At 70.8% G+C, this 21,742-nt stretch carries 18 protein-coding genes, 3 tRNA genes and 2 pseudogenes; 11 read left to right on the forward strand and 12 right to left on the reverse strand.

Going from position 1 to position 21,742, the window contains the following annotated elements; all coding sequences use genetic code 11:
* The 5 genes from ACWD1Z_RS31135 to ACWD1Z_RS31155 form a co-directional block, all read left to right on the forward strand.
* Positions 1–1,344, forward strand: a 1,344-nt coding sequence (locus ACWD1Z_RS31135; RefSeq protein ID WP_451123183.1) for an FtsK/SpoIIIE domain-containing protein, incomplete at its 5' end; no start/stop codon positions are given.
* A 48-nt stretch (positions 1,345–1,392) separates the two neighbouring features.
* A complete protein-coding gene (locus ACWD1Z_RS31140; RefSeq protein WP_451123185.1) occupies positions 1,393–2,109 on the forward strand; it encodes a DUF2637 domain-containing protein in 717 nt (238 codons plus the stop codon).
* Positions 2,110–2,256: 147 nt separating this feature from the next.
* Positions 2,257–3,717, forward strand: coding sequence for a replication initiator (locus ACWD1Z_RS31145; protein ID WP_451123187.1), 1,461 nt, complete (start codon positions 2,257–2,259; stop codon positions 3,715–3,717).
* Positions 3,714–3,896, forward strand: coding sequence for a helix-turn-helix domain-containing protein (locus ACWD1Z_RS31150; protein ID WP_019324615.1), 183 nt, complete (start codon positions 3,714–3,716; stop codon positions 3,894–3,896). The genes ACWD1Z_RS31145 and ACWD1Z_RS31150 overlap by 4 nt, the downstream gene beginning before the upstream one ends.
* Positions 3,896–5,179, forward strand: a complete 1,284-nt coding sequence (locus ACWD1Z_RS31155) for a site-specific integrase (protein ID WP_451123189.1) — start codon at positions 3,896–3,898, stop codon at positions 5,177–5,179. Before ACWD1Z_RS31150 ends, ACWD1Z_RS31155 begins: the two co-directional genes overlap by 1 nt.
* Before the next feature lie 91 nt (positions 5,180–5,270).
* Here the strand turns inward: ACWD1Z_RS31155 and ACWD1Z_RS31160 are convergent.
* A tRNA-Arg gene (locus tag ACWD1Z_RS31160) sits at positions 5,271–5,343 on the reverse strand.
* A 182-nt stretch (positions 5,344–5,525) separates the two neighbouring features.
* Positions 5,526–5,619: transfer RNA gene (locus tag ACWD1Z_RS31165), tRNA-Ser, on the reverse strand.
* 169 nt (positions 5,620–5,788) lie between these two features.
* Here ACWD1Z_RS31165 and ACWD1Z_RS31170 point away from each other — a divergent pair.
* Positions 5,789–6,364 carry an SSI family serine proteinase inhibitor gene (locus tag ACWD1Z_RS31170; protein WP_451123191.1) on the forward strand — a complete coding sequence of 192 codons (576 nt, stop codon included), beginning with the start codon at positions 5,789–5,791 and terminating at the stop codon, positions 6,362–6,364.
* Positions 6,365–6,596: 232 nt separating this feature from the next.
* Positions 6,597–10,889, forward strand: a complete 4,293-nt coding sequence (locus ACWD1Z_RS31175; protein WP_451123193.1) for a PAS domain-containing protein — start codon at positions 6,597–6,599, stop codon at positions 10,887–10,889.
* 91 nt (positions 10,890–10,980) lie between these two features.
* Here the strand turns inward: ACWD1Z_RS31175 and ACWD1Z_RS31180 are convergent, their stop codons facing one another.
* The 6 genes from ACWD1Z_RS31180 to ACWD1Z_RS31205 form a co-directional block, all read right to left on the reverse strand.
* Positions 10,981–12,636, reverse strand: coding sequence for a long-chain fatty acid--CoA ligase (locus ACWD1Z_RS31180; RefSeq protein ID WP_451123195.1), 1,656 nt, complete (start codon positions 12,634–12,636; stop codon positions 10,981–10,983).
* Positions 12,637–12,765: 129 nt separating this feature from the next.
* Positions 12,766–13,323, reverse strand: coding sequence for a SigE family RNA polymerase sigma factor (locus ACWD1Z_RS31185; protein ID WP_451123197.1), 558 nt, complete (start codon positions 13,321–13,323; stop codon positions 12,766–12,768).
* A 186-nt stretch (positions 13,324–13,509) separates the two neighbouring features.
* The gene (locus ACWD1Z_RS31190; protein ID WP_451123199.1) at positions 13,510–14,649 is read right to left on the reverse strand and encodes a lipid-transfer protein; all 1,140 of its coding nucleotides are present in this window, start codon (positions 14,647–14,649) and stop codon (positions 13,510–13,512) included.
* Positions 14,646–15,035 (reverse strand): MaoC family dehydratase, encoded by a 390-nt coding sequence (locus ACWD1Z_RS31195; RefSeq protein ID WP_451123201.1) that lies wholly within the window; start codon positions 15,033–15,035, stop codon positions 14,646–14,648. The genes ACWD1Z_RS31190 and ACWD1Z_RS31195 overlap by 4 nt, the downstream gene beginning before the upstream one ends.
* Positions 15,032–15,928 carry a bifunctional MaoC family dehydratase N-terminal/OB-fold nucleic acid binding domain-containing protein gene (locus ACWD1Z_RS31200; RefSeq protein WP_451123203.1) on the reverse strand — a complete coding sequence of 299 codons (897 nt, stop codon included), beginning with the start codon at positions 15,926–15,928 and terminating at the stop codon, positions 15,032–15,034. Before ACWD1Z_RS31200 ends, ACWD1Z_RS31195 begins: the two co-directional genes overlap by 4 nt.
* 182 nt (positions 15,929–16,110) lie before the next feature.
* The gene (locus ACWD1Z_RS31205) at positions 16,111–16,437 is read right to left on the reverse strand and encodes a hypothetical protein (protein WP_451123205.1); all 327 of its coding nucleotides are present in this window, start codon (positions 16,435–16,437) and stop codon (positions 16,111–16,113) included.
* A gap of 326 nt (positions 16,438–16,763) precedes the next feature.
* Here ACWD1Z_RS31205 and ACWD1Z_RS31210 point away from each other — a divergent pair, with 326 nt between their 5' ends.
* Positions 16,764–17,630, forward strand: coding sequence for a bifunctional DNA primase/polymerase (locus ACWD1Z_RS31210; RefSeq protein WP_451123207.1), 867 nt, complete (start codon positions 16,764–16,766; stop codon positions 17,628–17,630).
* Positions 17,631–17,667: 37 nt separating this feature from the next.
* Here the strand turns inward: ACWD1Z_RS31210 and ACWD1Z_RS31215 are convergent, their stop codons facing one another.
* Entirely contained in the window at positions 17,668–18,057 is a 390-nt protein-coding gene (locus tag ACWD1Z_RS31215; protein ID WP_451123209.1) for a hypothetical protein, read from the reverse strand.
* Between the two features lie 123 nt (positions 18,058–18,180).
* Positions 18,181–18,351, reverse strand: a complete 171-nt coding sequence (locus ACWD1Z_RS31220; RefSeq protein WP_451123291.1) for a hypothetical protein — start codon at positions 18,349–18,351, stop codon at positions 18,181–18,183.
* 24 nt (positions 18,352–18,375) lie between these two features.
* Between ACWD1Z_RS31220 and ACWD1Z_RS31225 the strand changes: the two are divergent.
* Together ACWD1Z_RS31225 and ACWD1Z_RS31230 are read left to right on the forward strand one after the other, a co-directional pair.
* Positions 18,376–18,866: pseudogene (locus tag ACWD1Z_RS31225) on the forward strand (protein kinase family protein); the annotation flags it as partial.
* Between the two features lie 186 nt (positions 18,867–19,052).
* A pseudogene (locus tag ACWD1Z_RS31230) lies at positions 19,053–19,285 on the forward strand (GntR family transcriptional regulator); the annotation flags it as partial.
* A gap of 158 nt (positions 19,286–19,443) precedes the next feature.
* On the opposite strand, the gene ACWD1Z_RS31235 reads toward ACWD1Z_RS31230, so the two are convergent.
* Positions 19,444–19,761 carry a hypothetical protein gene (locus ACWD1Z_RS31235; protein WP_451123211.1) on the reverse strand — a complete coding sequence of 106 codons (318 nt, stop codon included), beginning with the start codon at positions 19,759–19,761 and terminating at the stop codon, positions 19,444–19,446.
* Positions 19,762–19,993: 232 nt separating this feature from the next.
* Here ACWD1Z_RS31235 and ACWD1Z_RS31240 point away from each other — a divergent pair, with 232 nt between their 5' ends.
* Positions 19,994–21,436 carry an NF041680 family putative transposase gene (locus ACWD1Z_RS31240; RefSeq protein WP_451123213.1) on the forward strand — a complete coding sequence of 481 codons (1,443 nt, stop codon included), beginning with the start codon at positions 19,994–19,996 and terminating at the stop codon, positions 21,434–21,436.
* A 184-nt stretch (positions 21,437–21,620) separates the two neighbouring features.
* On the opposite strand, the gene ACWD1Z_RS31245 is transcribed toward ACWD1Z_RS31240, so the two are convergent.
* Positions 21,621–21,707, reverse strand: a tRNA-Ser gene (locus ACWD1Z_RS31245).
* Between the last annotated feature and the right edge of the window lie 35 nt (positions 21,708–21,742).

Raw genomic sequence — 21,742 nt, forward strand, 5'->3', positions numbered from 1 at the left:
CGCCGAGCAGGCGACAGCCGAACCAACGAATCTGAACACCCATCAACCCCTGCTGACCAGCTGATCAGCACCTCCCGCATGACGGGGGAACCTCAGAAGCGGCTCGCGCCGATGCTCAAGCTGGCGGCTACGGACAAGACTCCGACTGCGCTCGCATCGCTTGCGAACACCGACGGCAAGCCGGTCAAGCCTCGCGTCCTCATCCCGGCCCTCAAGGTCACGCATGACCCATACGGCGTGATCGCGCGGGCGAGTTGCCTGCCCGGCGTGGGCCTGCAGCAGTTCCAGAAGGCGGCCCCGCATCTGGCCGACGCCTGGAAGTGCACGCGCGTCGCGATCACGCAGGACAAGCCCGGACAGGTCGTCATCCGGGGCGTGCGGCTCGATCCGCTCAAGCTCGCCACTGAGCACCGACCCACGGGGGACGTGCCGGACGAAACGGCCCGGTGGGACTTGGGCTTGGACGAGTACGCACAGCCGGTCTCGGTAGACCTCACGCAGGTGCCCGGAGTGACCGTGGCCGGCCTTCCCGGCTTCGGCAAGACGAGCCTGATCAACCGGCTTCTCTCAGACTGGGCGCCCTCTCCCCGCGTGCAGTTCGCCTGTGCGGACGGCAAGGTGTCCGCCGCACACGAAGGTGACTATGCCGACTGGGTACAGCGCATGTTCGCCTTCGTCGGGGATGACTTGGAAGAGGCAAACAAGCTCTTCAGGGACCTGGTGGAACTGCGGCGCCTCCGGTCGGCCTGGGTACGCAAGGCGCTCGGCGTGAAGTCCATGTGGGATGTGGGTCCGTCGGAGAACTGGCCGCTGGTCGTGCTGGTCATCGACGAAGCACACACGTACTTCCGCGACCACAAGGGCAGCGACCCGAAGACCAAGAAGCTCGCCGCTCTCGCTGCCGAGAACGCCCGACTCGTCGAGGACCTGGTCAAGAAGGGCCGCTCGGTGGGGATGCTCGTCATCCTCGCCACCCAGAAGTCCACCGGCGATGCGATCCCGACCTTCATCCGTGACGTATGCCCAGTGGGTTTGAGCTTCGCGCAGAAGACCGCTGAGGCCGCTGTCGCCGCTCTGGGGGAGGAGATCCGGGAGTGGCCCGACGCCAATCCGATCAACCTCCAGGACCCGACCTATGTCGGCGTCGCCTCGATGAACCACCAGTCACAGCCCGGCTTCACCCGCATCCGCACCCCGTACGTCTCCGACGCCGACGCAGCCCGCATCGCCGACAGCACCGCCCACCTGACCGCCGACCCCTCCGTGCTCCTGGAAGCCATCCTGGGCCCGCGCATCTGGGACACGGAAGTCGACCTGGAGAAGCCCGACGCCGACGCCGCCTGAGCCTCGACCCACGCACCCGTCACACAGCACCGAAGGGAGGTGAATTCCTTGACAGAGGACCGCATCACTCAGCGCACCATCACCGCCGTGATGATCGTCATTGCCGTGCTGGCGTTCGTCTTCTCCTTCGGGAACGTCTGGTCTCTCGCCCTTCGCTTGGGCGTCCCCGCACCGATCGCGCCGCTCATCGCTCCAATGGTGGACCTTTCCGTGGTCGGCCTGCTGGTCGCCTTGCGCTACCTGTCCTTGCGCGGTCTGCCCGCCGAACAGATGACGGCCGCCACCCGGCTAATGCACTTTTCCGGGCTGCTGACGCTGGCCCTCAACGTCGCCGAACCCATCGCCGCCGGACACTACGGCCGGGCAGCCGTGGACGCTGTGGCTCCCCTGCTGCTGCTCGGCTGGGGCGCGGTCGGCCCGCAACTCCTGCGCGCCTTTCACACCGTCACCCGCCCCGCTGCCCCGGCTCCCGAAGCGGAAGAGACCGAACCAGAGCCCGCAACGGCCCTCACCCCCACCGCCGCACCGCTCGCAGATCCGGCACCGCCCGTCGCGCCGGGCCCAGTCCCAACCTCCATGACTCCGCGCACCGCCCCGGCTCCCGCCCCGCCAGCGCCCAAGGTGCCTGAGCCGCTGCTGACCGAAGCACGCTCCATCGCCGCGTCCCACCACGCCGAGCACGGAGAAGCGATCACTCCGGCCCAGCTGAAGACGCGACTCGGCATCGGCCTGCCCATGGCCACTGCCCTCCACGCTGCCCTGTAGGGCCGCACCCTTCGCCGGCCTCTCCGGCTCCCCCACCCCGCCCGCCCTGGGCTCACCCCGTCATGCCTGCGGGCAGCAGCCCGAGCGCACTGAATCGCTACTGCCCGCGGGCCCCACCTTGACCCCAGAAAGGAGACGCCGCCACTCATGCGCCGCCCTCTCGACCTGCGGCACGTCGTCAGCCCCGGCCTGCGGGACCTGATCGAGCTGGCCAACACCCACGACTTCAACCGCGTTACCGAACAGGTCCGCGACCTGCGCGGCTGCACAAGCCCCGTCAACCTCCACGGCTGGACGATCACCACCGACCCGGCGACCAGGGAAGTAGTCCGCTCCTACCGTTCCGAAGACGAGCCCTCCGGACGCCTCCTCACCACCTGCGGCAACCGCCGTGCCTCCCGCTGCCCCGCCTGCTCCCGCGTCTACGCCGCCGACACCTACCACCTGATCAAGGCCGGACTCTCCGGCGGCAAGAACGTCGACGAAACCGTCCGCGATCACCCCCGCGCCTTCGTCACGCTCACCGCCCCGTCGTTCGGCCCCGTGCACAACCGCAAGACCGACAGCACGGGCAAAGCCCGCCCCTGCGGCTGCGGCAGCCACCACATTGACGACGACCCCGCCTTGGGAACCCCGCTGGACCCGGCCACATACGACTACACCGGCGCCGTGCTCTGGAACGCCCACGCCGGGCAGTTGTGGGGGCGATTCACCACCTACCTGCGCCGCGCCCTGGCCGAACACCTCGGCATGACGCAGAAGGCACTGAACTCCGCTCTCCGCGTATCCTTCGCCAAAGTCGCCGAATACCAGAAGCGCGGCCTGGTCCACTTCCACGCCGTGATCCGCTTCGACGGACCCGACGGTCACACCACACCGCCCCCGACCTGGGCCACCTTCGACGTCCTCCAGGTCGCGGTCGGCCTGGCGGTCGAGCGGGCCCGGCTCACCGTCGAGTCCGACGCTATCGGCGAACGCGTGATCAAGTGGGGCGACCGGTTCAAGGTCGACCAGATCTCCGCCCTGGGCGACGGCGAACTCACAGATGCCAAGGTCGCCGGATACGTCGCCAAGTACGCCACCAAGAACGCCGAAGGCGCGGGCACCGTAGACCGCACCCTCATGTGCCGCCCCTGCCAGGGACGCGGCTACGTACGAGGTCCCGACGGCTTCCGCGACCTGTGCGACGACTGCGAAGGCACCGGGCAGGCCGAACCCATAAGGGCCTTGCCCGTGCAACGGCACGTCCGCCAGATGATCCGCACCGCCTGGGACCTCGGGAACCTGCCGGAATTCGCCGACCTCAAGCTTTGGAGGTGGGCCCACATGCTCGGCTTCCGAGGCCACTTCTCCAGCAAGTCCCGCGCCTACTCCACCACCCTCGGCGCCCTCCGCGACGTACGCCGCGCCTGGCGCCTCGCCCAGGCCGAAGCCGCACGTGCCCGCGCCGGCCTCCCCACCACCGACGAGACCACCCTCGTCACCGCCTCGTCGTGGACCTACCTCAGCAGCGGCTACCGCCCCGGCGAGGAACTCCTAGCCGCCCAGGTCCGCCAAGACATAGCCCACACCCAACGCCTCAAGCAGGAAGGACTGCTGCCCGCATGACGACGGCCGTACTCACCGTGGACCAGGTCGCCGAGCGTCTCGGCATCAGCCGCTGGAAGGTCCACGACCTGATCCGCTCCCGCGAACTCGCCTCCTTCAAGATCGGCCGCTGCCGCCGCATCAGCGAAGCCGCCTTGGACGCTTACGTATCCCTCCGGACCGAGCAGGAAGCCGCCTGATGGCCAAGCCGAAGAAGAACGCCAACAACGAGGGCACCATCTACCAGCGCAAGGACGGCCGCTGGGAGGGCAGTGCCTACGTCCTGACGACGGACGGCACGTACAAGCGGCGCAGCGTCTACGGCAAGACTTGGGACGACGCGCACGAAAAGCTCACCAAGCTCAAGGCGGACTCCCTCAACGGACTCCCGGTCGCCACCAACAAGATGACCACCGCCGAGTATCTGACGTACTGGCTGACGAACGTTGCCCAGGGCAAGGTCCGCAGGACGACCTATGTCAACTACGAGTCCCTCGTCCGCAACTACGTCACCCCGGAGTTCGGCCGGAAGAAGCTGGTCCGACTTACTGCCCGCGATATCCGCGCCTTTCTTGCGAAGACAGCCGTCACCTGCCAGTGCTGCGCCCAGGGCAAGGACAAGAAGCGACCCGAGTCAAAACGGCGTTGCTGCGCCCTCGGCAAGTGCTGCAAGAAGCTCCCCTCTGACCGGACCGTGCGCTTCCTGCTGGTGATCATGCGTGCCGCTCTCCAGCACGCCGTTCGTGAGGACGAACTGCCCCGCAACGTCGCCCGGAACGTGGAGCTGAGCATGGGAACGAAGCGGGAGATAGAACCCCTCACAGCCAAGGAGGGGCGTCAGCTCCTGGCGGCGGCACGGGACAACCGGCTCTGGGCCGCGTACGAGCTGGCGGTCCGCATCGGCCTGCGTCGCGGTGAGCTGCTGGGGCTGCGCTGGTCGGACGTCGACCTTCATGAAGGCGTCCTCACGGTCCGGCAGGCCCTACAGCGGGTGGGCGGCGAGCTGCTGATCGTCGCGCCGAAGACGCAGCGTTCGGCCCGTCGCGTGGCGCTGCCATCCGAGTGCGTGACAGCGCTCCGCGCTCAGCGTGCCCAGCAGATCGCCGACCGGAAGGCGGCAGGTGCCACCTGGAAGGGGACGGGCCACGGCCTCGTCTTCACCACGAAGAACGGGACCCCTATCGAGCCGCGCAACCTCAACCGCTCCTTCGAGGCCCTGTGTGTCCGCGCCGGCGTCCGCAGGGTCCGCTTCCACGACCTGCGCCACACCTGCGCCTCGCTGCTCCACGAGCAGGGGGCCGACGCTCGCATGATCATGGAAGTCCTCGGCCACAGCTCCATCCGCGTGACCATGGACATCTACACCTTCGTACGGCTCGACTCCCAGCGGTCCGCCTTCGACCGCGTCGGGGACGCACTGAGGGGTGACGGCAACGAACCGGACGATGACGACGGCCCCGCCGGTGTCCCCATAGCCCTCTGATCGGCCCGCGATAACGGTTGCCGTCAGACACTGCCGTCAAGACCAAAGACAGAGGCCCTGTGGAGTGATCCACAGGGCCTCTGACGTGCTGTGCACTCGGCAGGATTCGAACCTGCAACCTTCTGATCCGTAGTCAGATGCTCTATCCGTTAAGCTACGAGTGCTTGTTCTGTTTTCCCGTCGCTCCTTGCCCTTCCGGGCCGCTCGCGGCGACAGGAAGAACATTACATGACTGCCGCCGCCATGTGAAATCCATTGGCCGCACCCCTTGTGAGCTGCGAAAAGGCGTCCTGAGCGGCTGGAAAACAGCGAAGCCCCGGTCGGGTGACCGGGGCTTCGTGATCTCTGGCGGAGGCGGAGGGATTTGAACCCTCGATGGGCTTTGAGGCCCAAACCGCATTAGCAGTGCGGCGCCATAGACCGGACTAGGCGACGCCTCCAGCACAGCCGCCCGCGCGAGCGCGAGTGGTGCGTGCCGATGATGACACAGACGAGCGCGGTGTCACCAATCGCCCCCCACGGTACTAGGCAGGCGGCCTGCGGGGCAAAGCCCTTGTCGCTGGTCGGCCGGGGGCGCAACGTCCCGGGGCGCGGGGCGTTAGTCAGGTCATGTTGCAGATCTCCCGCCCCTCCGGCGGCCATCGCGCCCCCCGTCCCTCCCGTACCCGCCGGCTGGGCCGGTTCCTGGTCGTCGCCACCGGCTCGGTGGTAGCTACTGGATCCGTCGCGGTCACCGGATCGGCCGTCGCCGTCCCCGCCGTCCCCGCCGTCCCCGCCGTACCGGGCGTCGCCGCTCCCCTCATGTCCGCCGTCCCCGCCACCGTGCCCCCGGCCGGCGCCCGCTCCGGGGACCACCTCACCGTCACCGTGCGGAACGCCGGGGACGGGGTTGACGGGCGGTACGAGCTGTACTGCCACCCCGGTGGCGGCGACCATCCCGACGTCTCCGGCGCCTGCGCGGCCCTCGACCGCGGGGCCCGCTGGGGCAAGGACCCCTTCTCCCCCGTACCGGAAGGAAGCGTGTGCACCATGCAGTACGGCGGGGCGGCCACCGCTCATGTCACCGGGACCTGGCGCGGGCGGCCCGTGGACGCGCGGTTCGACCGGGGTGACGGGTGCGAGATCGCCCGCTGGAACCGGATGGTCCCCGTCCTGCCCGACCTGCGGCGGGCCGGCCGGGTGTGAGGCGGCGGCCGGGTAAAAGTCCCGCGAAGGTCTCGCGAAGCAAGCGGGCGGTGCGGTGACGGCTCGCGGACGCGCTCATACGTTCTGGGTCACTTCGTCGTGCGACCTCCCTCTCATCCGGGGCCGCCGCCACCACCCCAGCCCTTAGACTCCCTCGCGTGACACGTCGCGGGCAGGTTGGCAAGATGGCCCGAGCGGTCGGCAAGGTGCGGTAACAGGAGGGAAGCGTCTCGTGAGCAGCAGGCCATCCCGAGGCGCTGCTCGCCTCGCAGCCATACTCGACGCGCTGCCCGATGCGTTGGTGCTGGTCAACGCCAACGGGACCGTCGTCAACGCCAACACCATCGCCCTGGAGGCCTTCGAGGCCCCGGGCACCGCGCTGGTGGGGCGCGGGCTGCTCGATCTGCTGCCGCAGTTCGACTCCAAGCTGATCCCGGGCTCCATGCGCCGGCCCGACCACATGGACCCGCGCGGGCGGACCAAGCCGACCCGGATGATGGCCCGGCGCACCGACGGCAGCGAGTTCCCCGTCGAGGTCACCTCCGCGAACCTGGAGAACGGCCAGCAGGCCTACGACGGTTACGGCTACACCAGCGACGAGCTGCTGATGCTCGTCGTCCGTGACCTGTCCGGGACCATCGACACCGAGGCCGAGCTGGCCCGCTCGCAGCGGCAGACCGAGATGATCCTGCGGGCCGCCGCCGAGGGTGTCGTGGGCACCGACACCGACGGGCGGATCGTCCTGGTCAACCCGGCCGCCGCCCAGATACTGGGGTACCGGGCCAGCGACCTCGGCGGGCGCGAGCTGCACGACCTCGTCCTGCACTCCCGGCCCGACGGGACGCCGTTCCCGTACGACGAGTCCCCGCTCGCCGACACCCTGCGCTCCGGGCGCAAGCACCGGGTGCGCGGGCAGGTGCTGTTCGCCAAGAGCGGCGAGCAGCTGCCGGTCGACCTGACCACCGCTCCCGTGCGCGACGGGGACCAGCTCGTCGGCGCCGTGATGACCTTCACCGACCGGCGGCCCTACGACGCCCTCGCCGCGGAGAAGGCCGCCGCCGAGAAGCAGTACGAGGAGGAGCTGGAGCGGCTCTCCGAGGAGCACGCCTCCGAGCTGACCGCGCTGCGCCAGAAGCACGTGACCGAGCTGGAGGAGCTCCAGGAGCGGCACGAGGAGGAACTCGGCGCCAACGAGGAGCGGTACGCGGCGCTGGGGGAGCGCGAGAAGGACCGTTACGAGGCCCTCGCCGGGCGGCACGAGCAGCTGCTGACGCTGCTCGCCCAGTCGCTGCGCGGGCCGCTGGACGAACTGCGCCGCGAGCTGGCGGCGCTGGCCGCGGACGACGCGGGGCAGCTGTGGCCCGAGGCCAACCAGGTGCTGCACCATCTGTCGGCCGGGTACTCCCGGATCACCACCCTCATCGACAACGTCCTCGGTTATCAGCGGCTCGACACCGGCAGCGAGGGGATCACCCGGACGAAGGTGATGCTCGACGCCGTCGTCGCCGCCGGTGTCGACGGGGCCGTCGAACTCATCGGGCCCGGCCGGGTGCAGTTCGCCGTGCACGCGCCGCCCATCGAGGCGGAGGTCGACTCCCGGATGCTCGCGACCGCGCTGGCGCATCTGGTCGCCGATGTCGCGGGCGTCGACGCGACCGGCAACGCGCCCGTGTCGGCGGGCGGCTACATGGACAACACGGTCGTCGTGGCGGCGGCGCAGCGCGGTGAGGTCGTACGGATCGAGGTGCGCGGGCCGTATCCCGGGGGAGACCCGGTGCACGAGCCGATCGTGCGCGGGATCGTGCGCGCGCACGGCGGTGTGCTCCAGACGGTCGAGGTGCCCGGGATGAGCGGCAGCGCGTTCGTGCTGGAGGTGCCGATCGGCGGCGGCGCCGGGGCGGTGCCGGGTTCCCAGGTCGCCCTGGTCGCCCCTCCGGCCGAGGCGGAGGCCGCCGAGCAGACCTCCGGTGGCGGGCGGCGGCGGGCCCGGCGGTCCTCTGTGGACGCCTTCCTGGACAGTGAGGTGGCCGCGCGGCCGGGCGGCGCCGAGGGCGAGTCCGCTCCCGCGTCCGCGCCGACCGGACGGCGCAGGCGGCGGGCGGCCGAGTCGGCGCCCGTCCCGGCCCAGGCGCAGGCACCGGCCGAGGTGTCCGGCGGTACGGGGCGGCGGCGCGGGCGTCCGGCGGAGATCGCCGGTGCGGGGGTCTCCGACGGTGCGGACGGCGCCGGTGCGGGGATGTCCGAGGGTGCGGACGGCGCCGGTGCGGGCATCTCCGACGGTGCGGACGGCGCCGGTGCAGGGGTGTCCGAGGGTGCCGTGATGACGGCTGCCGAGCATGCCGCGGGCACCGCTGCCGCGGGGACCGGTCTGGGCGGCACGGTGCCGCCGCAGGGCGTGCCCGCGCCGGGCGGACGGCGGGCCCGGCGGGACGCCGGTGAACAGAACGCGCTGCCTCCGGCGTTGCCCGCGGTGTCCTCCGGGGTGATTCCGGCGCAGGGGGGCACCGGCACGGACTCCCTCTCCGGCCCTGGCCCCGGCTCCCTCCCTGGTCCTGGCTCCGGCCCGGGTATCGATTCGGGCTCAGCTGAGGACGGGCAGCCGACCGGGCGCCGGCGGCGGGCGCTGGCGGCCGCGAACGAGCGCGCGGCCACGCAGGAGGCGGGCCCCCGTACGGTGTTCGCCCTGCCGCCGGCCGACGCGGACCGGGCGGAGCAGCAGGCGCCGGTGCAGGGTCAGGGCCCGGTGCAGGGCCAGGGCCCGGTTCCCGCCCACGGCCAAGGTCCGGTTCCCGCCCACGGCCAGACTCCGGTTCCCGCCCAGGGTCAGGCCCCCGTACCGGCCCACAGCCACGGCCCGGTTCCGACCCACGGCCAGACCCCCGTACCGGCCCACGGCCAAGGCCCGGTTCCGGCTCACGGCCAGGTCCCCGTACCGCCCCAGCCCCAGACCCAGACCCCGGCCCCGGCCCCCCACCTCACCCCCGCATCGGCCCCCGCCCCCGACGACGGGCGCCACGATGCCGTACCGCACGATCAGGCCGACGACCACACGCCGCCGCAGCCGCATCCCACGAGTGCCCCGACCGGGCGCCGTCGGCGGGCCGTGGGGCAGCCGGTCCCGGAGGCCGGGGCGCCCGCCCCGCACCACCCCGAGGCGCAGGCCCCCGCCGCGGTCCCGCTGCCCGCCGAGGCCGCCACCCCGGCCCAGGGCACCCCCGCCGCCGCCCAGCCGTGGCCCGGCGCGGACGACACCTCCGGCGCCGGTACGGCCGTAGCCCCGAACCCGGTCCGAGTGCAGGCGGCGCCCGACGCGCAGGGGACGCCGCTGCCCCCGGAGGCCGAGACGCCGCGCGCGGCGCAGCCGCTGCCCGCCGAGGCCGCCGCCCCAGTGGATCCGAATTCCACACAGGGGCGGGCGATCAGTGTGCGGACCCTGGGGCAGGGCGTGCCCTTCACGCGGCAGGCGGCGCAGGTGCAGCAGCCGTCGGCGACGCCTCCCCCGCATCAGATGAACCCGCACCAGACGAACCCGCAGCAGACGAACGGCGGCGGCCGTCGGCGCAAGCTGGGCACGCGGCCCGAACCGGCGGGCGCGGCCCAGCCGGAGCAGCCGGCCCGGCCGCATCCGCAGGCCGGGCAGTCCCGGCTGGCGCAGGGCACCGAGGGCACGGGACGGTCGTACGCCATAGGGGCGCCGGACGAGAACGCCGCCGAGGGGCCCGAGCCGCTGGACGGGCCGGGCGGGGCGGTGGAGGTCGCGGACACCCCTCGGCCGCAGCCGATGGACGACGAGCTGCCCCCGGAGCCGCTGGACAACCCGCGGCGGCTGCTGGTGTGGCCGGCGCCCGACGTCACCACGCAGCAGGCACTGAGCGACCGCGGCTACCGGCCCGTCATCGTGCACTCGCGCGAGGAGGTGGACGCGCAGATCGCGGCGTTCCCGGCCGCGCTGTTCGTGGATCCGCTGACCGGTCCGATCACCCGTACCGCCCTGCAGTCCCTGCGGCAGGCGGCGGTGGCCGCCGAGGTGCCGGTGATGGTGACGGCGGGTCTGGGGCAGGCCTCGCGGGAGGCGGCGTACGGCGCCGACCCCGCCGTACTGCTGAAGGCGCTGGCGCCGCGGGACAGCGAGCAGCATCCGCCGCGGGTGCTGCTGATCGAGGAGCACGCGGAGATCGCGCTGGCGCTGACCGCGACGCTGGAGCGGCGCGGGATGCAGGTGGCGCGGGCCGCGAGCGATCTGGACGCGGTGACGCTGGCGGGGCAGTTCCGGCCGAACCTGGTCGTGATGGACCTGATGCAGGTGCACCGCCGTCAGGCCGGTTCCACCGGGATCATCGACTGGCTGCGGGCGAACGGCCAGCTCAACCGCACCCCGCTGGTCGTCTACACGGCCGCCGTCGACCCCGCCGACCTGCCGCGGCTCGCGTCGGGCGAGACGGTGCTGTTCCTCGCGGAGCGGTCGACGAGCCCCGAGGTGCAGGGCCGGATCGTGGATCTGCTGGCGCGGATCGGCACCAACTAGCGGATCGGCACCAACTAGCCGACGTACGCACGAGAGAGCCCCCGGCCGTTGCCGGGGGCTCTTCAGTCTTCGGCTCTGTCTTCGGCGCGGGTCAGATCCGGGTCACGTCCAGCGTGCCCTCGGCGTACTGCCTGCGCAGCACCTTCTTGTCGAACTTGCCAACGCTCGTCTTCGGCACCGTCTCGATGACCGTCCAGCGCTCCGGGAGCTGCCACTTGGCGATGCCGGCCTGGTCGGCGAGGAAGGTGCGCAGGGCGGCGAAGTCGGCCGTCGAGCCCTCCTTGAGGACCACGGTGGCCAGGGGGCGCTCGCCCCACTTGTCGTCGGGGACCGCCACCACGGCCGCCTCGGCGACGTCGGGGTGGGACATCAGGGCGTTCTCCAGCTCCACCGACGAGATCCACTCGCCGCCGGACTTGATGACGTCCTTCGCCCGGTCGGTCAGGGTCAGGAAGCCGTCCGGGCTGATCGTGCCGACGTCACCCGTCTTCAGCCAGCCGTCCTCGCTGAACTTGTCGGCGGGGCGCAGGGGTTCGGCGGCGGGGCCGTTGTAGTACGCGCCGGCGATCCACGGGCCGCGCACCTCCAGCTCGCCCGCCGACTCGCCGTCCCAGGGCAGGCGCTCGCCGCCCGGACCGGTGAGGCGGGCCTCCACCGAGGCGGGGAAGCGGCCCTGGGTGAGGCGGTAGCCGAACTCGTCGTCCGTGCCCACCGCGTGGGCCGGGGGCCGGGCGATCGTGCCGAGCGGGGAGGTCTCCGTCATGCCCCAGGCGTGGCAGACCCGCATGCCGAGCGCGTCGAAGGCCTTCATGAGCGAGGGCGGGCAGGCCGAGCCGCCGATGGTGACCTGGCCGAGGGAGGACACATCCCGCGGCTTGGCCGTCAGCTCGCCGAGCAGGCCCTGCCAGATGGTGGGCACCGCCGCCGCGTGCGTCGGCTTCTCGCGCTCGATCATCTCCGCCAGCGGGGCCGGCTGGAGGAAGCGGTCCGGCATCAGCAGGTTGACGCCGGTCATGAAGGTGGCGTGCGGCAGGCCCCAGGCGTTGACGTGGAACTGCGGGACCACCACCAGGGAGGTGTCCTGGTCGGTCAGGCCCATCGACTGGGTCATGTTGACCTGCATCGAGTGCAGGTAGACCGAACGGTGGCTGTACACCACGCCCTTGGGGTCGCCGGTGGTGCCGGAGGTGTAGCACATGGCCGCCGCCGCGCGCTCGTCCAGCTCGGGCCAGTCGTACGCGGTCGGCTTGCCGGCGATCAGGTCCTCGTACTCGTGCACCCGCACGGACGCGTCCGCGAGCAGCCCGCGGTCGCCGGGGCCCGAGATCACCACGTGCTCGACCGTCTTCAGGTGCGGCAGCAGCGGGGCGAGCAGCGGCAGCAGGGAGCCGTTGGCGATCACCACCCGGTCGGCGGCGTGGTCGACGATCCAGACCAGCTGCTCCGGGGGGAGGCGGAGGTTGAGGGTGTGCAGCACCGCGCCCATGGAGGGGATCGCGAAGTACGCCTCGACGTGCTCGGCGTTGTTCCACATCAGGGTCGCGACCCGCTCGTCGGCCGCCACGCCCAGGTCGTCCCGGAGCGCGTGCGCCAGCTGGGCCGCGCGGGTGCCGATCTCGGCGAAGGAGCGGCGGTGCGGTTCGGCCTCGCCGGTCCAGGTGGTCACCTGTGATGTGCCGTGGATCGTCGACCCGTGGGCCAGGATCCTGGAGATCAGCAGCGGTACGTCCTGCATGGTGCTCAGCACGGTGGTCCTCCCGGGGCGGCATTGCCTACGCGGTGGTAAGGGTTGCGGAGATTCTGCGCGCATACCGCGTGGTATGTCACTAGGGGAGGGTGATCGATCACGTCACGTTGCGCTCACCAAAGGATGACGCTAACGCGACGGAGCCAGTTCCGGGTCCTCGCGCAGCTTGCCGAGCGCCCGGGACACCGCCGACTTCACCGTGCCGACCGACACCCCGAGCACCTCGGCCGTCTGCACCTCGCTGAGGTCCTCGTAGTACCTGAGGACGACCATCGCCCGCTGCCGGGCCGGCAGCTTCATGATCGCCCGCCACATCGCGTCGTGCAGCGCCTGCTGCTCGGCCGGGTCGGAGCCGCTCGGGCAGGGCTCGGGCTCGGGCAGCTCGTCGGTCGCGAACTCGTCGACCTTCCTCTTGCGCCACTGCGAGGTGCGGGTGTTCACCAGCGCCCGGCGCACATAGCCGTCGAGCGCGCGATGGTCCTCGATGCGCTCCCAGGCGACGTACGTCTTGGTGAGCGCGGTCTGCAGCAGGTCCTCCGCGTCGCACGGGTTCGCGGTCAGCGACCTGGCGGTCCGCAGCAGCACCGGCTGGCGGGCCCGCACGTACGACGAGAACGACGGGTACGGAAGGCTCTGCGCCCTGGGTGCGGCGGCGTCCGAAGCGCGTGTGCAGACGGGAGTGGTCATGGCTCCACGCTAGGAGCGGGCACCAGGTTCGCTCATCGGCCGGAGGTCCCGAAGCAGACTCCGCCTCAGGTTGTAGGGGTGGGGTCAGCTCCACCTCCTGAGGGTGGACGAGAAGGCGGGGGCTACTACGGGATGACCCCCAGGGGACCTTCGTGGGGCCGTCCTCCCACCGCCGTCCGCCGGGCGTCATCCGTCCGCCGTCAGCACCAGGCCCGACGTCGGCACCCCCGTCCCCGCCGTCACCAGCACCCGGGCCGCCCCGGGGACCTGGTTCACCGAAGTACCCCGGATCTGGCGTACGCCCTCCGCGATGCCGTTCATCCCATGGAGGTACGCCTCGCCGAGCTGACCGCCGTGGGTGTTGAGCGGCAGCCTTTCCTCCGCCACGAAGTGCGCCGCCTCGCCGCGGCCGCAGAAGCCGTACTCCTCCAGCTGCATGAGCACGAACGGGGTGAAGTGGTCGTAGAGGATCCCCACGTCGATGTCGGCGGGGGTCAGTCCCGTCGTGCGCCACAGCTGCCGGGCCACGACCCCCGACTCGGCCAGGCCGGTGAGGTCGCCGGTGTGGAAGCCGGTCATCTGCTCCTGGCCCCGGGCGGCGCCCTGCGCGGCCGCGGCGACCACCGCCGGAGGGTGGGGGAGGTCGCGGGCGCGGGCCGGCGAGGTGACGACGACCGCCTGACCGCCGTCCGTCTCCTGGCAGCAGTCCAGCAGGCGCAGCGGTTCGGCGATCCAGCGGGAGGACGCGTGGTCGGCGAGGGTGATGGGGCGGCCGTGGAACCAGGCGGCCGGGTTGGTCGCCGCGTACCGGCGGGCCGTGACGGCGACGGGGCCGAAGGCGGCCTCGGGGGTCAGGCCGTAGGTGTGCAGATAGCGCTGGGCCGCCATCGCCACCCAGGACGCCGGGGTGAGCAGGCCGAACGGCAGCGCCCAGCCCAGCGCGGCGCCCTCCGCCGACGGCTCGCGCCGCTGCACCCCGGAGCCGAAGCGGCGGCCCGAGCGCTCGTTGAAGGCGCGGTAGCAGACGACCACCTCGGCCACCCCGGCCGTCACCGCGAGCACGGCCTGCTGGACGGTCGCGCAGGCGGCGCCGCCGCCGTAGTGGACGCGGGAGAAGAAGGACAGCTCGCCCATGCCCGCCGCCTGGGCCACGGTGATCTCCGGGCTGGTGTCCATGGTGAAGGTGACCAGCCCGTCCACGTCGCCGGGGGTCAGCCCCGCGTCGTCCAGCGCCGCCCGCACCGCCTCCACGGCCAGCCGCAGCTCACTGCGCCCGGAGTCCTTGGAGAACTCCGTCGCCCCGATCCCCGCGATCGCCGCGCTCACGGCGCACCCGCGAGCGTGACGGTGGCCGTGCCGGTCACATGGGCGCCGAGGCTGTTCGTCCCGACGACGCGTACGGTCGCCGTGTCGCCGTCGACCTCCTCGATGCGGCCGGTCAACACCAGTGTGTCGCCGGGGTGGTTGGGGACGCCGAGGCGGATGGAGAGCTTGCGGAGCACGGCCGCGGGGCCGAAGTGGTCGGTGAGGTAGCGGCCGACCAGGCCGTTGGTGGTGAGGATGTTCATGAAGATGTCCGGGGAGCCCTTCTGCCGGGCGAGTTCCGGGTCGTGGTGGACGTCCTGGTAGTCGCGCGAGGCGATGGCTCCGGCGACGATCAGGGTGCGGGTGACGGGGACGGTCAGCGGCGGCAGTTCCTCACCGGTCCTCATGCGGCCACCCGCCACACCGGAAGGGTCAACTCATCGTCGTACGCCTGGAATTCGACCCGCACCGGCAGTCCGATCCGCACCTTGTCGTACGGCACCCCGGCCACGTTCCCGAGCATCCGCACGCCCTCCGGCAGCTCGATCAGGGCGACGGCGTACGGGGGGTCGAAGGCCGGGAAGGGCGGGTGGTGCATGACGACGTACGAGTACACCGTCCCCTCGCCGCTCGCCTCCACGGTGTCCCAGCCGAGGCCGCCGCAGGCGTTGCAGCCGGGCAGCCAGGGGTGCCGCGGGGTGCCGCAGGCCGTGCAGCGCTGGAGGAGGAGGCGGTGCCGGCGGACGCCCTCCCAGAAACCGGCGTTGTCGCGGTTGACGACCGGGCGGGGGCGCGGGGGCCCGGCGGCCTGCCGTGCCGCGGGGGCGTACTTGAGGATGCGGAAGCGGTGGGTGCCGATCAGGTCGGGGCCGACCCGGACGTCGGTGCGGGTGGTGACGAAGTGGCCGGTGCCGAGCTTGGTGGACTTGCGGTCCGAGACGGTCTCGATGACGGTGTCGAAGGTGATCTCGTCGCCGGGGCGCAGGGGGCGCAGGTACTCCTGCTCGCAGTCGGTGGCGACGACCGAGGTGCAGCCCGCCGCGTCGAGCAGGCCGAGCAGGCCGTCGTACGCCGTCGAACGGCCCGTACGACCGAGGAGGCCGCCCATCGTCCAGGCCTGGAGCATGGTGGGCGGGGCGATGGCGTCGGGGCCCGTGTACGCCGGGTTGGTGTCGCCCAGGGCCTCGCACCAGTGGCGGATCATGGGCAGGTTGACGGGGTCCTTGCCGGTGGCCCGGGTGGCGGCGGGCCGCCCCTCGAAGCCCTTGAGCCGCTCGGTCAGTTCCTCTTCGGTGTGCACGACTCCCTCCCCTCTCACGATTCCTGACTGTCCGTCAGATGTGATGGCGCGTCAAGACCTCATGGGGAGCAGTGGAAACGCCTGCGCGGCGATGCCGTAGCACCGCCGCGCGGACGTGTCACACCCCATGGAGCACACCACTCGGGAGACCGGGACCGGCGTCGTGAGCGCCGGCCCTCAGCTCACCACCACAGCGGGGTGAAGTTGACGGCCACGTTGCTGTTCCCCTGGTTGATGGCCGTGAACGCGGAACCGTCGACCTGGGCGGTGTTGCTCTGGTTCGAGGCGCCGGAGCCGATCGCCTGCTGCTGGGTGGTGGAGGAGTTGCCGCTGTTGTCGCCGCCCACACCACTGCCGAGAATGCCCTGCCAGGCGTTCGTGACGGCCGCGCTCGATCCGTCGTCCGCGATGGCGCCGTTGTCCGCCGACGCGGCACCGGCGAAGAGGGCGGCGGCGAGCGGCAGGGCGGAGACGGCGGCGATGACGCGGGCGGTACGGATGCTTGCCATGTTGTTCCTCCAGAACGTGAAGTACGGCTGCTGCCAAGGCAGTTGGCCGACCGGCTTGGCGTGGTGCACGACGTCGCGAATCCAGAGTTGCCCACCGAATCCCCGGCGAACCACCCCTTACGGCGCGATTCGCCCTCAAGCGTGATGACAAGTCGATAAACCCCTTCGCCCGCTCGGATGGCCCAGCTCAGGGCAGTAGGGACAGCTCGCCCCAAGTGGCACAAGAGGGGAAGCGTTCCGGCACATTGCCGACGACATCCGGTCCCCCGGGCGCGTCGAGGCGGGGCCCTCTTCCCTTTTTCGAACACGCGTACGAACATGGATCCATGGCCACCACCGACCGGCAGGCCACGACGCTGGCCCTCGCCCACGCCCTGTCAGCCGCGGAGCGCGGACTGGCCGTCATCCCCCTGTCCCGGACGAAACTCCCGGCCCTGCGCTCCCCCCACCGCGACGACCCCCAGGCCGCGCCGTGCCACGGCGAATGCGGCCGCTACGGCCACGGTGTCTACGACGCCTCGACGGACCCCGCGCGGATCCGCGACCTGTTCGCCGCCGCGCCCTGGGCGACCGGCTACGGCATCGCGTGCGGCCTGCCGCCGCACCACCTGATCGGCATCGACCTCGACACCAAATCGGGTACGGACTCCGCCGCCCTGCGCGAACTGGCCCTGCGCCACCTGTTCACCATCCCCGACACCGTGGTCGTCCTGACCCCGAGCGGAGGCCGCCACCTCTGGCTCAGCGGGCCCGCGGACGTCGTCGTCCCCAACTCCGCCGGCCGCCTGGCCCCCGGCATCGACATCCGCGGCGCCGGCGGCTACCTCGTCGGCCCCGGCTCCCGCACGGAACACGGCGTCTACGGCACGGCGCCGGGCACCGCCCACCTGGCCCCCGCGGCCTGCCCGCCCTCTCTGCTGCGCCTGCTGCTCCCACCGCCCCGCGCACCGCAGAGCCCGGTGCCGGGGTCGGCGGGCGACCACGGGCGGGGCCTGGTCCAGTTCGTCCTCGCCGCGCACGAGGGGCAGCGCAACACCCGCCTCTTCTGGGCGGCCTGCCGCGCCTACGAGGACGGCATCGGCCCCGCCCTGGTCGCCCCCCTGATCGAGGCGGCCCTGGACACGGGCCTGACGGAACGGGAGGCCCGCGCGACGATCGCCTCGGCGGCCCGGCTGACGGAACACCGGCCGTGAGCCAAGGTGCACGCACAGGCGCCCTTACTATGCACGCTCAACTGCCGGTCATTACCGGGACGATCACTGCGGCAACAGCAGACAGCAGGCCTCCTACAGCGAGAGCGCCATGGAACTTCTCTTTGGCTGTGGGGAACACAGACCGACTCACGTTCCCCATCTTGCTGCGCAGAACGATCATTTTGAGCTTCTGCCACCTGTGCTGACGCTTGGAGCACCCCATCAGCACTCCGTAAGCGTTGTTCCGGCAGTAGGTCTGCCCGTCCCGGTTAACCGCTCCGCACCAGACCGGCACCTGAAAGGCTGCATAGGCCGAGACGCTGACTGACAAAGCCACGATCACCGACAGGGCCCATTGCTGGCTCCAAGCAACAACCAAGGCAGCAACCACCATGTATCCCCAGTACAGCCGCACCACTTTCCCCATGAACACGCAGAGTATTGACGCATATGCGTAGCGCATAGACGGTAATCGGACATGGCCATGCGTGCCACCAGCGGGGCGGCACTGGAGTAAATGCCGAATGATCTCGTAAAGCAGGTATCGGACCTACCGCCGACCTCGGATGAACCACCCCACCGCCAGCACGATCATGATGGCGGCCACGAAGGCCCATACCGTGGTCGCGGTGTTGTACGAGGTGTACACCAGAGCAAGCATGGTCAGACGGATACCCCGGCTGGGCGACCGCAGCCGGACCGGGATTTCGACCTCGGGCACGCCTCCCTCTGCCCCGCCCACCAGTGGCAGAGCGAGCCCTGGCACGGAGGGACGGACCTCTACCACCTGTAGGGGCGCCGCCGCCGACCGGACTCGCCCATCGGACCTCACACCAGCGTGGCGCTGGGATGCGTCGAAGCGTTGGCGAACTCCACGCCAAGAGCTGGGCACACAGTGACGTGCAACCCGCCCACTTCATCATCGGTCCCGAGCGAACCCATCTCATCGACCTCGCCTGGCCCGGGGCACGGGGCACGGGAAAGGCCGAGCCGACGCAGGAAGCCGACGTCTACGCCCTCGGTGCCTCCCTGCTCATCTCCGCCACCGGATGGCGAGCCGTCGAGTACCCGGACAACGCACCACGCCCCATCCAGAGAGAGGCAGCGGCGGACGCCAAGGGCCGCTCCGTGAAAGCACCTAGCGAGCTCGGTGAGTTGATCGCCGCGATGCCCAGCCACGCCCCCGAGGACCGGCCCACCATCGACGAGCTGGGTAAGGCCCTGAGCCGCCTCTGAGGCCCGGCTCGCCCGGTGCCGACGCTCACATGGCCAGAGCCAACAACCGCAGACCGGACCGGCCTTGAATCCCTGATCAGGCCCCTGGGGCCGCTGTTAAGGGGCAGTTGTCTCGCTCGGATTCGAGTGTCACCTCAACATCGTTCCTGTGCTCTCGAGTCCGAGCAGCCTTGGCCTGAGCCACCGCAGGACGACACCGGGCCAGGCGGAACCCTTGCGCGCCTGCCGAACTCGGCTACAAGCCCCTGTACTTCCGCGAAGAGATCCGCTGACGCATGCCCACGCCGGATGAGGCAGGCACGCCCGTCATCCTCATCTGCCGCATCGCATTCGCGGACGAAGGCCGCCCCGTCCCCGTCGAGATCAACGAAATGACGCTTGACGCCGCCCCATGCATCCTGGAGTGCGACTTCGATGCGTGGCGCGGCGCGGCTGTTACGGATTCCTCACGTCACCAAGCCCCGGCTGCGCTCCGCTCCGCCGGGTGCGATGGAAGGGGCGCAGCCTGTGAGTGCCGGCCGAAGTAGTGGCGTGCGTGGGGAGGGTGGTGGGAATTTCTGACGTGGCTAGTCGCGCGCTATCCACCAGCAGCCAGTGAGGAGACCAGCACCGCCCCGCCTCCGAGGACGACCAATTGCACGATGCCAGGGACGCGCCAACCCAGGGCGAGAAGGCCACCGCCTGTCAGTACTGCGCCGCCCCCCAGAAGCCACAATGCCTGCGACGCCGCCCGCGACGCACTCAACGGAACGACGCCGTCGCTTTCGTAGCTGTCGGCCCATACCGCCATTCCCACGCCGTACACCGACCAGGCGATGAGCATGAAGTCGATGACGAGTAGCGCCACACTGACCCCGATCTGCTGGCCGGTTGACGGCTCATTCGCCCGTCTCATGCCCACTGCCGCCCCATCCGCAGGTGACGCTCCACTAAGTACATGCGGTCAGCATGGTGGTTGCAGCGGGCACTACACATGAGCACAGGTACTCAGCTTGTTCTTTTTCTTCCGGCCTCGAACGGTGTCTCGAACTGAGTCGCTCACCTGGGGATTCGCCGGATGTGGGGGCGGCCTTCGTCTGATCATGTGCTCCGACCAAGGTGCACTGACCAAGACGAAGGCCGTGAGGGTGAGTCTGCTGCCTGATGCTGTCCGGAGGGAAGCGTTCGCAGAGGCGTCACGCTTCCGGGGCGAGTTCTACGAGTGTCTGACCGCTCGGCGCGATGAGTTGTTCGAGCTGATGGACGCGGTGTTGTGTGCGGACGGTGCGGTGAAGTCCCCGGTGGATCTGACGCTGTTGCCCGAGCATCGTCGTGGGCACGGAGCAATGTACGGCGGTCTGAACCGGGGCCGGATCAACGTCGGTGGGCTGCGGGCGGTGCTGGCCGGCCTGTCACTGCCGCGTTTCGACGGCGGGCGCCTGGTCCTGGCGGTCGATGTTTCGCCGTGGCTGCGTTCGGACGCGCCGTGCTCAGCGGAGCGGCTGTTCTGTCACGTCTACGGCCGTGCGAAGACGGCGTCGCAGTTCATTCCGGGCTGGCCCTACTCCTTCGTCGCCGTGCTGGAGCCGGGCGCCACGTCCTGGACCGCGGTTCTGGACGCGGTCCGGCTGGGACCGGTGGACGACGTGACCGCGGTCACCGCCGCCCAGTTGCGGGGTGTCGTGGAGCGGCTCATCACCGCGGGTCAGTGGCGGGCCGGGGACCCGCATATCGTGATCGTCAGCGACGCTGGCTATGACGTCACCCGCCTGGCGTGGGTCCTGCGTGACCTGCCCGTCGAGCTGGTCGGCAGGGTCCGGTCCGACCGCGTCATGCGGCTGCCGAAGCCGCCCCGCCAGCCGGGGACGAACGGCCGGCCGCCCAAGCACGGCCCCGAGTTCCGCTTCACCAAGCCGGAGACCTGGCCCGAGCCCGCTATCACCACGGTCACCGACACCACTAACTACGGCAAGGCCGAAACGCAGGCATGGGACCGGGTCCATCCCCGGCTCACTCACCGCTCGGCCTGGCTCGACCACGACGGCGAACTCCCATTGGTCGAAGGCACGTTGATCCGTCTGAAGGTCGAGCACCTGTCGAAGGAACGGGACGCTCCGCCAGTGTGGCTGTGGTCCTCGAAGACCGGCGCCACCCCGGACGATGTGGATCGTTTCTGGCAGGCATTTCTCCGTCGCTTCGATCTGGAGCACACCTTCCGCTTCGCGAAGCAGACCCTCGGCTGGACCACCCCGAAGCTCCGTACTCCCGAGGCGGCGGACCGCTGGACCTGGATCCTGATCGTCGCTCACACCCAGCTCCGGCTCGCCCGACCGCTCGCCGCGGACCTCCGCCGACCATGGGAGAAACCCACCGCCTCGGACCGGCTCAGCCCGGCCCGGGTCCGCCGGGGGTTCAGGAACATCCGCGCTCACCTCGCCTGCCCGGCACACGTTCCCAAACCCCGCGGCGCCGGCCCCGGACGCCCGCCCGGCGCCAAGAACAGACACCGGGCACCCCGCTACGACGTCGGCAAAACCGTCAAACGCCCCGAGACCCTGAACGCCATCGGCAAGCCCGGAAGATCTTGGTAGATAAAGAACAAGCTCAGATGCGCCCTTTTCTCCTCGAGCATCAGGCCGGATCTGTCGCCTGTGCCCCAGTCGTGCCCGATCAAGCGCGAAACCACGGGGAACACCGGGCAGTCACGGTAGCCGGACATGAGCACGGCCCCCGACCAAAGCCGCAGGTCAGGGGCCGTTCGCACTGCTCCTCGCGCGGAGGCGGTGGGATTTGAACCCACGGTGACATCGCTGCCACGACGGTTTTCAAGACCGTTCCCTTAGGCCGCTCGGGCACGCCTCCCCGCGCCGGTGTTGGTCCGGCGCGGGACAAGAGTA

The organism is Streptomyces sp. NPDC002784, assembly GCF_053592135.1.